At 28.2% G+C, this 13203-nt stretch carries 14 protein-coding genes; 8 read left to right on the forward strand and 6 right to left on the reverse strand.

Annotated elements, in window-relative coordinates; all coding sequences use genetic code 11:
* Positions 1-55 precede the first annotated feature (55 nt).
* The gene (locus tag H8S10_RS06530) at positions 56-559 is read right to left on the reverse strand and encodes a ferritin family protein (protein ID WP_055266496.1); all 504 of its coding nucleotides are present in this window, start codon (positions 557-559) and stop codon (positions 56-58) included.
* Positions 560-823: 264 nt separating this feature from the next.
* Positions 824-1453 (reverse strand): hypothetical protein, encoded by a 630-nt coding sequence (locus H8S10_RS06535; protein WP_186838349.1) that lies wholly within the window; start codon positions 1451-1453, stop codon positions 824-826.
* Between the two features lie 197 nt (positions 1454-1650).
* On the opposite strand from H8S10_RS06535, the gene H8S10_RS06540 reads away from it, so the two are divergent.
* Entirely contained in the window at positions 1651-2067 is a 417-nt protein-coding gene (locus H8S10_RS06540; RefSeq protein ID WP_186838350.1) for a DUF3785 family protein, read from the forward strand.
* Between the two features lie 54 nt (positions 2068-2121).
* Here the strand turns inward: H8S10_RS06540 and H8S10_RS06545 are convergent, their stop codons facing one another.
* Entirely contained in the window at positions 2122-3441 is a 1320-nt protein-coding gene (locus tag H8S10_RS06545; protein ID WP_186838351.1) for an MATE family efflux transporter, read from the reverse strand.
* A gap of 185 nt (positions 3442-3626) precedes the next feature.
* Between H8S10_RS06545 and H8S10_RS06550 the strand changes: the two genes are divergently transcribed.
* Positions 3627-3779, forward strand: coding sequence for a clostri-philic family protein (locus H8S10_RS06550; RefSeq protein WP_172675763.1), 153 nt, complete (start codon positions 3627-3629; stop codon positions 3777-3779).
* Between the two features lie 171 nt (positions 3780-3950).
* Positions 3951-4631, forward strand: coding sequence for a peptidylprolyl isomerase (locus H8S10_RS06555; RefSeq protein ID WP_186838352.1), 681 nt, complete (start codon positions 3951-3953; stop codon positions 4629-4631).
* A gap of 249 nt (positions 4632-4880) precedes the next feature.
* On the opposite strand, the gene H8S10_RS06560 is transcribed toward H8S10_RS06555, so the two are convergent.
* Positions 4881-5570, reverse strand: a complete 690-nt coding sequence (locus H8S10_RS06560) for a response regulator transcription factor (RefSeq protein WP_055266506.1) — start codon at positions 5568-5570, stop codon at positions 4881-4883.
* Between the two features lie 145 nt (positions 5571-5715).
* On the opposite strand from H8S10_RS06560, the gene H8S10_RS06565 reads away from it, so the two are divergent.
* From H8S10_RS06565 to H8S10_RS06585, 5 genes are all read left to right on the forward strand, one after another.
* Entirely contained in the window at positions 5716-7428 is a 1713-nt protein-coding gene (locus H8S10_RS06565) for an ATP-binding protein (RefSeq protein WP_186838353.1), read from the forward strand.
* A 99-nt stretch (positions 7429-7527) separates the two neighbouring features.
* Positions 7528-9288, forward strand: a complete 1761-nt coding sequence (locus H8S10_RS06570) for a flavocytochrome c (RefSeq protein WP_186838354.1) — start codon at positions 7528-7530, stop codon at positions 9286-9288.
* 363 nt (positions 9289-9651) lie between these two features.
* Positions 9652-10101, forward strand: coding sequence for a MarR family transcriptional regulator (locus H8S10_RS06575; RefSeq protein ID WP_186838355.1), 450 nt, complete (start codon positions 9652-9654; stop codon positions 10099-10101).
* The gene (locus H8S10_RS06580) at positions 10102-11454 is read left to right on the forward strand and encodes an MATE family efflux transporter (protein WP_186838356.1); all 1353 of its coding nucleotides are present in this window, start codon (positions 10102-10104) and stop codon (positions 11452-11454) included.
* Positions 11455-11786: 332 nt separating this feature from the next.
* Positions 11787-12089 (forward strand): PTS sugar transporter subunit IIB, encoded by a 303-nt coding sequence (locus tag H8S10_RS06585; protein ID WP_055267683.1) that lies wholly within the window; start codon positions 11787-11789, stop codon positions 12087-12089.
* Positions 12090-12141: 52 nt separating this feature from the next.
* Here the strand turns inward: H8S10_RS06585 and H8S10_RS06590 are convergent, their stop codons facing one another.
* Both H8S10_RS06590 and H8S10_RS06595 read right to left on the reverse strand, forming a co-directional pair.
* Entirely contained in the window at positions 12142-12648 is a 507-nt protein-coding gene (locus H8S10_RS06590; RefSeq protein ID WP_084759042.1) for a L,D-transpeptidase, read from the reverse strand.
* 38 nt (positions 12649-12686) lie between these two features.
* Positions 12687-13199 (reverse strand): L,D-transpeptidase, encoded by a 513-nt coding sequence (locus H8S10_RS06595; protein ID WP_055267685.1) that lies wholly within the window; start codon positions 13197-13199, stop codon positions 12687-12689.
* Positions 13200-13203 lie beyond the last annotated feature (4 nt).

The following is a 13203-nucleotide window of genomic DNA, read 5'->3' on the forward strand; positions in this document are numbered from 1 at the left end:
TCAAGGCAATTAAGCAGTTGGCGATTTTTTACATGCATTTCATTAAATCTACTTTTTACAAAACATATTTATCATATAATTCAGTAAATAGTTTTATATGATACTCCTCGTCTAAGATGATTCTATCTATTATATCAACTATATGAGTATCATCTATTTGTTTTGCAGTTCTTTTATATTGAGCAATAGCTTCTTTTTCGTCTATTATATCGATAGTTAAAGCTTTTTTTAAATCTGTATTAAATGATAAAAATTCAGGAGTCCAAAGATTAGTTTTTTTATGTTTATATATCCAATAGCCAGGATCTTTTCCAAGCTTTACGATTAGCTCACCAAGTATTTGAAGATGATGCATTTCAACTATTGATATTCCCTTAATAGTTTCTGAAATATCTGGATATTTATTATCACTAAATGCTATTTCGTGGTACACATATTGGGTAACAGCTGAGAGCTCTGATACAGAACCAGCATAGTTCAATAAGATTAAGTTTGCGTAGATAGGATTTTTTTCTTTTACCTCTATTGGCGGATAAGGTATATTAACATAGTATTCCATAAAATTTTCTCCATAAATTATTTTAATAATATAGTATGAAGAAGAGTAAATAAAGTGAGAAGCACTTTGGTGAAAAGTTTGACTGCGTCAAAAGAGAAAGGGTCACTAACGTGACAGAGAAAATATTACCTTTGGTAATAGTGAAAAGTGTCTACATTAGTGCCTTTCATTTTAACTTAAGTTAACTTTTCCCCGCTACGTTAGTAGCCTTTTCACTTCGACGAAGTCGACTTTTCACCTGCTAGCTTTGCGAACAATTTCTTTCTAAATAAATCTATTTCTGATTTTTCCATAAGCTGATAAAGCTAAGGAATATGGTGCATCAAAAATGCTGTAGGATTCATCAGTGGAATAAAGATTATATAAAGGATATTTGTTGATTTTACCCTTATATAATAATGTTTTGTTTTCTAGGTCTAATAAATCCATAGGTCTAATAAGCTCTGGGAGCTTGTCTGTTTTGTAGATTCCAGATTCTATTAAAGCTTCAGCGACAAATTGTGAACAGAAATAATAATTTTCTCTTTTAATTGGTTTATTAAATAAAAGAGTAGCGGTTCCTAGTACGCTATATTTGTATTTTGACTTATCCATTAAAAATTTATCGATATGATTTTTTAATGAAGTATATTGTTCAGAAGTAACAGAAACCTTATATATTAAGCATTTACTTTCAGGAAACATTGAAAATACTCCTGAGTAAAGATTTTCTTCTACGAATCCAGCTGGAAGTACATATGCTGGATTTATACGTCCAAATGAATACATTGTTTGAAATGTCGGATCAAATGAGATAGATATATGTGCAAATTCTTTTTTTGTAAAGAATGAAATAACGTTAGAAAATAGAGTTCCAGTTTTTGGAAAAATTATGTAAATATCGTTATTAATCAATTTAATTCCCTCCCCCGTTTTATATATTCATATTTTACACCAAATTACCAGTAATGTTAATAAAAAATGAATAATTTTAATGAAAAGTAAATATAACAATAATAAAGTATTAATGGAAAAAGTAATAGTAACATTTAACTTTATAAGTTATTTATGATAAAATAGTATAAATTAAATAAGAAAGTAAGGTACATATTATGGAATACACATTTAAATTTGATGAAAAAGAATATATATTAAATGAAGAAAATCTATATTGTTTTTTTAATGATGAAGAAAATCCTATTAATGATGTAGATGAAAAAAAGATTATAGAAATATTAAATAATAGTGATAAGGTAGACTTTTCTAAAGCATACTTTAATTTAGCTTGTGAGAATTGTCAAACAGGAGTTGAAGAAAAGAAGAAATTCTTTGATTTCTTAGGATATAATTTTTATATTTTCACAAAGAATGGAAAATACGTTGTAAGCAATATAGAACCACAATATGAAGGATCAACATATGATAAGTTATATGCACTTGGTAAAGTTGATAACAGTTATTTAGTAACTATTAACGTATGTAAGCATTGTGGAGAATATTCAATAGAGATAGAAGAGTTTGAACTTTAATATAGTATATTAATAAATAATGACTACCTAAATTATAGGTAGTCATTAAATTTTTTAGCTAAGTAAATTTTTAAAACTTATTTTAATAGACCATACTGAGATTAATAAACAAATAGCTTCAGATAATATTGTTGCTATCCATATTCCATTTCCTCCGTATAGAATTATTGTAATAATTAGTGTAATTATTATTATAACTAGTCCTCTAGATATAGAGATTAGTGTGGCTAGGATTGGTGATTCTATAGAAGAACAAAAACCAGATGATAATATATTAAAGCCAACTAATAAAAATGATAATGAATATATTCTAAATATAATTATAGATTGATTTATTAGAGCACTATCATTTGATGCTATAAATACATTAATTATAGATGGTGCAAATAAAATACATATAATAAATATTCCAACTGATACTATAGCTATAGTTTTTAAAGTAATACTAAATAAATATTTTAGTGATTTAACATCTTCTGAACCATAGTAAAAACTACATAAAGGTTGAGCACCTTGAGTAATTCCTATCATAGTCATAAGAACTAATGTAGACACATAACATATTACACTATATGTAACTAATCCATTTTCACCTATAAATTTTAAAATGCTTTGGTTAAATATAAGAATAACTATTCCAGAAGTTAATTCTGTTATTCCATCAGGAAAACCTATACTTATAATTCTTTTAAATATATTAAAAGAAGGTTTGAATTTAACAAATTTTAAAGTTGATATTGGCTTTAAAAAGTGCAATGTAAAAAATAAACAAGATGCAACTTGAGATATTCCAGTAGCTATAGCAGCTCCTTTCACTCCAAATCCAAACTTTATCACAAATAAGTAATCTAATATAATATTGGTAATTGCTGATATAGAAACTCCTATTATTGCAAGGTTAGGAAAACCATCAGCTTTAGTTAATACTTCTAAACAGTAAGAAACTATAAAGAATCCATTAAAAAGTATTATTATACTTAAATAGTCTTTTACCATTTTAAAAGTACTTTCAGTAGCCCCTAGAAAAATTGATATTTTATTTATAAATATTAAACTAAATGCTAATAAAATTATTGAAAATATAATCATTATAGCTACATTAAAAGAAAAAATATTGTTTGCTTCATCTTTTTTATCTTGTCCTAGTCTTATTGAGATTAGAGTGGAAGTTCCTGTAGCGAAAAATATAGAAGATGCAAAAATTAAATTTACAAATGGCATAGCTATATTTACTGATGCTAGTGCAGTAGAACCAACTCCTTTTCCAACAAATATTCCATCAATTATTGTATAAATCGAATAGACCCACATAGCAGTTACTGATGGAATAAGATTTCTAAAAAAGCTTTTTCTTAAAGTTTTATTATCAGTCATTCTATCACTCCTAAATTAAACGGAAACTATTTCTTCTAGTGTTGAATTAGTAACTTTAAGTTACTAAATTGAAGTTTGGACTTTCAGTTAATGATAACTTATAATTTGCTAATGGTCAAAGTTATAAAAAAATGAATTAATATAAACAATAAGACAAAAGATATAGATTGAAGGGAGTGTGAAATATGAAAAAAGACCGTTGGGATAAGAACTCAAATACAAGTAATCCTATGCAAAAAGGAGCTAGAAGACAAAAACTACATCAAGATCAAGATAATGTAGGAAATGATAAAAATTCTCCTGCATATAAGAGCTTTGATGGAGAACCTTTAGATTAAATATGTGTAAATAATAAAACGAGGCTATAAATTGATATATCTATGTATTAATTACTAGATTAAAATCATTTGGCCTCGTTTAATTATTTTATACAAAATTTACATATTAATTATTTATTAAAATTGATTACACTGTTAGAATATAAGTGAGATTCTTAAGGAGGAATTATGATGAAAAAAATTAAAAAGATAATGATATCAGCATTAGCTATAGTTATGTCAGTGGCTATGGTTGGTTGTGGAAACAGCAATGTTAAAACAGAAAATAATAATTCAAGTGATAATTCTACTACTCAAGTAGAAAGACCAGAAAATCTACCAATAGCTACTATAAAGGTTAAGGATTTTGGAACAATAGAAGCAGAGCTTTACCCAGATAAAGCGCCTAATACTGTAAATAACTTTATTGAGTTAGCTAATTCAGGATTTTATGATGGATTAACTTTTCATAGAGTAGTAGAAGGTTTTATGAATCAAGGTGGAGATCCAAAGGGTGATGGAACAGGAGGACCTGGCTATAGTATAAAAGGTGAATTTTCAGGAAATGGATATAAAGCTAATGACTTAAAGCACACTACAGGAGTTTTATCTATGGCAAGAGCTCAAAATCCAGATTCAGCAGGAAGCCAATTCTTTATAATGGCAGCAGACGCTCCAAGTTTAGATGGGCAATATGCAGCATTTGGTAAGGTTATAAATGGGTTAGATGTTGTTGAGGCTATAAATAAAGCTGAAGTAGAAAAGAATAAAGCTACAGGAGAAAAATCAACTCCAGTAAATACTATTGTTATTGAAGAAATAAGAGTAGATACAAAAGGTGTAGAATATCCAGAAGCAGAAAAGATAAAGTAAATTTGCTAATTAAAATATAGAGAGTAAATGAAAGAAATTGTTCGCGGAGCTCACAGGTGAAAGGTCGACTTCGTCGAAGTGAAAAGGCTACTAGAGTAGCGGGGAAAAGTTAACTTAAGTTAAAGTGAAAGGTACTAATGTAGACACTTTTCACTATTGCTATAGGCAATATTTTCACTGTCACGTCAGTGACATTTTCCCCTTTGACGAAGTCAAATTTTTCACCAAAGTGCTTCGCACTTTATTTAATTATTGAATTTCTAATTTATATCCAAGTCCCCAGACAGTCTTTAAGAATTTAGGGGCTTTGGGATTATCTTCTATTTTATCTCTAAGTCTTTTTATATAAACCATAATAGTATTATCATCTATTGTGGTATTATTCCAAATTGTTTCGTATAATTGTTCCTTTGAAAAAACTTTATTTGGATTTTCTAATAAAAATTTAAGGAAAAGAACCTCTTTTGCCGTTAAATCAAGAGGTATATTATTTTTAAATATTTGAAAGTTATTTTGACAAAATCTAAAAGGGCCAATGGTTAAATCAGGATTAATAGTTTTTTGATACATATTAGAACGCCTATAAAAAGCTTTAATTTTTGAAACTAATAAATTAATACTGAAAGGTTTTGTTAGATAATCATCAGCTCCTAAGCCTAACCCTAATATCTTATTATGTTCTTCTTCTTTACCACTAAGAATTATTATTGGAGTGAAAATATTGTTATTTCTTATTTGACGTATAAGTTCAAAGCCGTCTATATCAGGCATAACTAAATCTATTATTATTGTATCGTATGAATATTTCTTTAATAGAAGTAAGGCTTCATTACCTGAAGTTGTTGCTGTTGTATTTATTTGCTCCCTAGCTAAGGCTGTTCTTAAAGCTTTTTGGATTAATAGATCATCATCAATTAAAAGTACGTGTTCTTTAAACATTAAATGTCCTTTCTAAATAAACTATATTAATTTAATAGATGTAAAAAATTAATATATAACTATGATATAATTGTTAATTATTTGACTTTTATAATATATAACTCATTATAAGCGAATATAGAATATTACTTCAAGAGGTAAAGATATGTTAGAAAAAAGAAAGTTTAGGTATAAAAGTATTATATGGATATATGGAATTGTAATATTAACAATAATGATTGTTATCTGGATGATATATATCAATCAAAGGAATACCTTAATAGCTTTAAGAAGTGATGAGATGATTTCTATAGCAAAGATTTCAGCTAATAATTTAAAGACATATTTTGATGAAAAAATAGATTATTTAAATGGTGTATTTCAAATAGATGATAATTTATTAGAACAGGGAATAGATGTAGAAGATTACATAGAAAATAAGATACTATATATAAATGAAAATAATAGTGATTATGAAGGAAAGCTAAGTTATATACCTTATGAGTTATTTGATAAATATAATATAAATAAAGATGAATTAAAAGAATGCAAAATTGGATCTGTAGTATTTACTAAAGAGAATAACTATGTGATACAGATAATAAAACCTATTTTATCAAAATACAAAGTTCAAGGAGTTGTACTAGTAGAATATTTATTAGATGAAGTTTATAAGGAAACTTTAGGAGAAATACAAGTCGGTGAATATGGTTATTGTACATTAAAAGATATGTCTGGAGCCATATTAATGCATGGAGATAAAAAGCAGATAGGACTAGATTCACTAAAAGATAGACAAGAGAAGTATCCACAATTAGATCCAGCAGGAATAGATAGATTAGTTACTAATCAATTAAGTGGTAAGACAGGTAGTGATATAGTAAAGTCCTATTGGTGGGGAGAAGATGAAATAAAACAAGTAAAGAAGATAATTGGATATGCCCCTGTAGATATAGGGGAACATAGGTGGGTTATAAGCGCTATTACATCTTATGATGAAATAGCACGTCCTTTAGATAAAATATTTTATTTCATAGTAGGATTAGGAATTATTTTATTAGTATTAATAGTCAGCTTTATAGTTTTTATTATCAAGATGAAAAATGAACAAGAAAAAATTATATTAGAACTAAAATATTCAGAAGAAATAAATAAGTCTACTAATATGCTTAGAAAGCATGAAGAAAAGTTAAGTAAGATTAATAGTATACATACTTTAGGAATGATGGCTAGTACAATAGCCCATGAATTCAAAAATTTATTAACACCAATTTTTATTTATAATGAACTATTAATGAATAGCTTAAAAGATAATAATGAGGCTATAGATGATTTAAAAGAAATTAAATTAGCAGCAGATAACTGTTTAGAGTTATCTAAAAATATATTAATGTACTCAAAAGAAGGTGGGGAAGAAACTACTGAGTGGTTTAATAGTACTGAGGAAATAAAAAAAATAATAAATATCTTAAAAACTATAGTACCACCTAATATACAAATAGATAATTTAATTTTAGATAAATCAATTTATATATATGGCAATAGAAGAGAATTAAAACAAATAATCTTAAATATATGCACTAATGCATACCAGGCTATGGAAAGTAGTGGTGGAGTTATACAAGTTAAATACTATTTAGAGGACAATAAGGCTATTTTAATTGTTAATGATAATGGGGAAGGTATTGAAGATGAAGCAAAAAATAAAATATTTGAGCCTCTTTATACGTCTAAAGGAAATAATGGTAATGGGTTAGGATTAAGTATAGTAGTAGAATTATTGAAAAAAATTAATGGAACAATACAGATTGAAAGCACTAGAGGTTTAGGAACAACGGTAAAAATAGAATTTTATAATATAGAAAGTGATAATTCTTAACAAATTTTAAGAATTTAGTCAGAATTTATATAGAATTTATCTCTATACTTAAACGTGTATGATAAAAAAATATCAATATATTGTTAGGGGAGAGATAAAATGAAAAAGAAATTTTTATCTGTTTTTTTAGCATGTGCAATGGCATTAACATTTGTAGCATGCGGTAATAATGAAAACAAGAATAGTAATGCTAATAATACTTTTGTAGCTGGTACATATGAAGGTACAGCTAAAGGATTCGGTGGAGAAATTAAGGCAACTATTAAATTATCAGATTCTAAAATTGAAGAAATAGTTGTTGTAGGGGATAAAGAAACTCCAACTATAGGGGGAGTAGCAATTGAAAGTATGCCACAAGATATGTTAGCAAAACAAATTGCTAATGTTGACATAGTTTCAGGTGCAACCGTAACTAGTAATGCTGTTATTGAAGCTGTTACAGCAGCATTTGCTAGTGCTGGAATAGATGCTTCAACTTTAGTATCACAAGAAGGTTCAGCTACAGAAAAGACTGAAGAGACTTTAAATGTGGATTGTGTAGTTGTAGGAGCTGGTGGAGCTGGTATGACAGCTGCTTTAGAAGCAAAGGCTGCAGGTTTAAATGTAGTTATAGTTGAAAAGATGGCTATGGCTGGTGGTAACTCAGTAAAAGCTACAGGTGGAATGAATGCTGCTGAGACAGATGTGCAAGAAGCATATGGCGTTGAAGATAGTGTTGAAGTTTTTGTTGAAGACACTATGAAGGGTGGATACGAACTTAACAACCGTGAATTAGTAACTAAAATGGCTGAAGAGTCATCTGATGCTATAGAGTGGTTAGAAGAAATAGGAGCGCCATTACCTGAATTATCTTTCTCAGGTGGAGCAACTAATAAGCGTATACATAGACCAGAAGGTGGAGAACCTGTTGGAAGTTTTATAGTTGATGCATTAATTAAAAATGTAGAAGAGCAAGGCATAGAAATAATATACAATACTGAAGCTAAAGAGATATTAACAGCTGATAATGCTGTAGCTGGAATTAAGGCTGAAGGTAAAGATAAAAATTATACTATAAATGCACAAGCTGTTATCTTAGCAACTGGTGGATTTGGTGCTAATGAAGATATGTATACTCAATATAGACCGGAATTAAAAGGATTCGTAACTACTAATACTCCAGGAGCTACTGGTGATGGTATAACTATGGCCGAAGCTGTAGGTGCGAACTTAGTTGACATAGAACAAATTCAAATTCACCCAACAGTTGAACAAACAACTAGTTTATTAATAACTGAGTCAGTTCGTGGTGGTGGAGCTATATTAGTCAACAAAGATGCCAAGAGATTCGGTAATGAATTACTTACTAGAGATGTTGTTTCAGCAGCTATAATAGAGCAAGAAGATGGATATGCATATACTATCTTTGATCAACAATTAAGAGATAGCTTAAGTGCTATAGAAAAATATGTTGAAAATAATATAGTTGTTCAAGCAGATACAATAGAAGGTTTAGCTAAAGAATTAGGATTAGATGAAGCTACATTAGTCTCTACAGTAAATACATGGAATGAGGCTGTAGCTAATCAAAATGATGTTGAATTTGGAAGAAATACTGGTATGGAAAAAAATATATCAGTAGGACCTTTCTATGCTATAAAAATTGCACCAGGTGTACATCACACAATGGGTGGAGTTGAAATAAATACAAATGCAGAAGTTATTTCTAAAGAAGATACAGTAATACCAGGATTATTCGCAGCAGGTGAAGTAGCTGGTGGAGTTCATGGTGGAAATAGAATTGGAGGAACTGCTGTTACTGATTTCGTTGTGTTTGGACGTATAGCAGGACAATCAGCAGGTAAATTTGTAAATAGATAATACAAATAAATTTTACAGATGTTTAATATAAAACTATAAAGATAATATAGTAACCCCTAAAATTTTATAATATAGTGCTGTTAATATAAAAATAGTAAAATTTGTTTTATTAAATAAATTAAGAAAACATGAATCTTTAATTGATTCATGTTTTTTGTTAATAATTAGATTTGATGTCGGTTAAATTAGATAATAACTTTTATAATAGAATATCAATGTGTAAAAAATCAAATTATATAGTGAAGGATAATAAGAAGTTTTCTGTAAGAATAGGTAATTGACTAAAATTTTATACAGATATATAATTACTAAAGATAATTACTATTAGTAATTATCTTTAGTAATTATATAAAGGGGGATATTATGAACGATAAATTAGTAAAAGAAATTTTTGATGCATGTTTTATAGCAAAGAAAGTTACTGAAATGATGCCAGAGCTTCCCAAAGATATGAAACCGAGGCATATACATGTTATTGATGCTATTTATACCTGTAAGAAAAATAAGGAATTAGTATGTGTGAGTGATATAAGTAATGCTTTGAATATTACTACACCAAGTGTAACCAAACTAATAAAAGAATTAGAGAAGAAAGACGTAGTTGAAAAAATAGAATGTAAGGAAGATAAAAGAATAACTTATTTAGAATTAACTACTTATGGTAAAGAACTGTATAAAGTGTTTGTTGAGGAATATCATAGCAAGGTAGCAAAAGTTTTAAATAATATATCTGATGAAGAGGCTAAAACTTTTATTAAAGTTGCAAATGATGTTTATAACCTAATGAAGAATAATATTATGGAGGATAATTAGATGAGTGATAAAATAGATTTTTCAAAAGGAAAGTTATTACCTATAATTTTGGAATTTTCTATACCAGCGGCTATTTCTTTATTAATTACTGCTATTTATAATATAATTGATAGAATATTTGTAGGAAACTTTGTTGGTAATACAGCTTTAGCAGCATTATCCATATGTTTTCCGTTATCATTTATGATGATAGCTTTTGGATTAACATGTAGTGCTGGTGGCTCCACTTTATTTTCTTTATTTCGTGGAAATAAAGAAGAAGATAAAATGAATTTATCATTTGGTAATGCATTTATAATGGTTATTGTATTTGAAGCAATACTTACAGCAATTTTATTAATATTTCCTGATATATTTTTAAAGGTGTTTGGAGTTACTGATACAACATATAATATGGCTAAAACTTATTACACTATAGTGTCTTTAGGTTGTGTTTTTCAAGGGTTGACATTTGTTTTTTGTGATTTTGTACGTGCTTCTGGAAAACCTATAATGGGAATGTGTGTTACAGCTATTGGAGCTATAACCAATATAGTATTAGATGCTATATTTGTTGCAGTTTTAAATTGGGGGATAGAAGGAGCAGCTATTGCAACAGTAATAGGACAAGTTGTTTCTGTATTATTTGGTGCATATTTATTATTTGGTGGTAAAACACTTGTAAAAATAAAGAAAGATACTTTCAAATTGGACTTTAAACTTCAAAAAGAAATATTTAGATGTGGATTTGCTTTTTGGATAGCACAAATGGCAATGGGATTTATAAGCTTGATTTATAATGGTCAACTTGGAAAATATGGTGGAGATATTGCTATTAGTGTTTATGCAGTAATTTCAAGTATAATGACATTTGTAATAATGCCAGCTAGTGGAATAAGTCAAGGTATTCAACCGATTTTAGCATATAACTACAGTAGTAAAAATACTTTAAGAGTTAAAGAAACTTTAAATAAAGCATCGATGCTTTCAGTAGGGGTAACATCAATAATATGGGTTGTAGTAATGTTCTTTCCAGCTTCTATTATTAGAGCATTTGGAGGTGGAGAGGAGTTAATGTCTATAGGGATTACTGCTCTAAGATGGAATTTTATAATTACTCCTATTTTAGGGTATGTAATGCTATGCACAACATTCTTTCAATCAATTGGTAGACCTAACCCATCGATTGTAATTAGTTTATTGAGACAAGTAGTGGCCTTAGTTCCTTTCTTATATTTATTACCTAAAGTTATAGGAATTAACGGAATATTTATGGCTCAACCTATAAGTGATATTATAGCATTGGTAATTTGTGTAGTATTGATTAAAAGAGAATTTTCTAATATAGCAAATGATAAGTATAATGTCGCCTAAAGATTAATAGAAAAATTAGTATATATAACATTGATATTTAAGCTATATTTTTCAGAAGAAAGAGTAGCTTAAATATCAAAAGAAAAATATTTGCGGAAAATTTTCCAAATTAAGTTGTAAAAAAGTAATGAATATTTTGAAAAAATATGATATAGTTGATTATATCAGAAATATGTAATCGGTTTTTGAAAACATTTCCTGATAGGAATTTAATTATTGAATTCTATTTAGAGGTATTGTAACATAATATATAATAGTAAATTTATAAGCTATAAATAAAAATTTATATAATAAATATTAAATATAATGTTTTAGTTTTAGGAGGAATTATCATGAAAAATATTTTATTAGTATGTGCTGCAGGAATGTCTACAAGTCTTTTAGTTAATAAGATGAAGGATGCTGCAAAAGCAAAAGGAATAGAAGTAAACATTAACGCTTTACCAGTTTCAGAATGTTCAAGCGTTGTTGATACAGTTGATATAGTTTTACTTGGGCCACAAGTTAGATTCCAAAAACCACAAGTTGATGCTTTAGTAAAAGGAAGAGTTCCAGTAGAAGTAATCGATATGAGATTATACGGAACTATGAACGGTGCTGCTGTTCTTGATAGAGCATTAGAATTAATTAAATAGTTTATAGTATATTATTAGGTGAATTCATCAATTTGAATTCACCTTTTTTATTTCAGTTTATAAACACAGTAGTTTTAGCAGGAACATTATCATATATCCATTTAGCATTAACTTTAGCTAGACGGATACAGCCATTTGAAATTTTCATACCTAAACGACCATCTTTAATGGTTCCATCTAAATTATACAGAATTGAATGAAACAAGTAGTCATTTTTAAATTGAGAGTAATAATAACAAACATATCCATGAGAATATCCAAAGGAATAACCTTTAATTCCTATATAGAATGTACCTTTAGGTGTAGGGGTAGTAGGTTTGCCTATGGAACAAGAATAACTTTTGATTAGTTTCCAATTAGATTTTTTACCTGTAAAAATATTAACTTTAAAACTTTGAGTATCAACCCAGATCAGATAATTGGTTGTACTAGATAAATTACTATTATTAACAAAGGATTCACCATAACTAGAAAGAGAATTAACTAATAGAAAGTCTGATAGAACTGTAGTATTTAACTTTGTAGCACGATAGATATTTTTTAAAATATTTATTAGCATAATATATCTCCAATCACTAATTATATAATTATATAAAGTTAGGTAATAAATATGGTTGTTCCACCAGGGATATTTTCATAAATCCATTTTGCATGAGGTGTTGATAAACGAACGCACCCGTCTGTAAGCATCATTCCAAGTCTATCGTCTTTTATTGTTCCATCTAAGTAATAAGGTATTGAGTGAAATAGGTAATCGCCTTTTATTTGAGTGTAATAAAGACATCGAAAGCCTCTTGATTCTCCAAAAGAATATCCTTTTACCCCAACGAAGTACGTTCCTTTTATAGTCGGATTATTAGGCTTTCCTATTGTGCATAGATAACTATTAATAAGAGTCCAGTTATTTTTTGAACCTCTAAAAATATTAGTTTTAAAATTTTCAGTATCAACCCAAATAAAGTATGGCGAACTACTAATGAAGCCGTTAGTATTTACAAATTTCGTTGCGGAATCTAAATAATAAGAACTTGTTCTAAATGAATTTACTAATAGGCGACCATTAAGTCGTCCAAATCTATATAAGCCTTTAACTTTGTTAATAAGCCACATAACT

It is taken from the genome of Clostridium sp. NSJ-49 (genome assembly GCF_014287725.1).
Classification (GTDB): Bacteria; Bacillota; Clostridia; order Clostridiales; family Clostridiaceae; genus Clostridium; species Clostridium disporicum_B.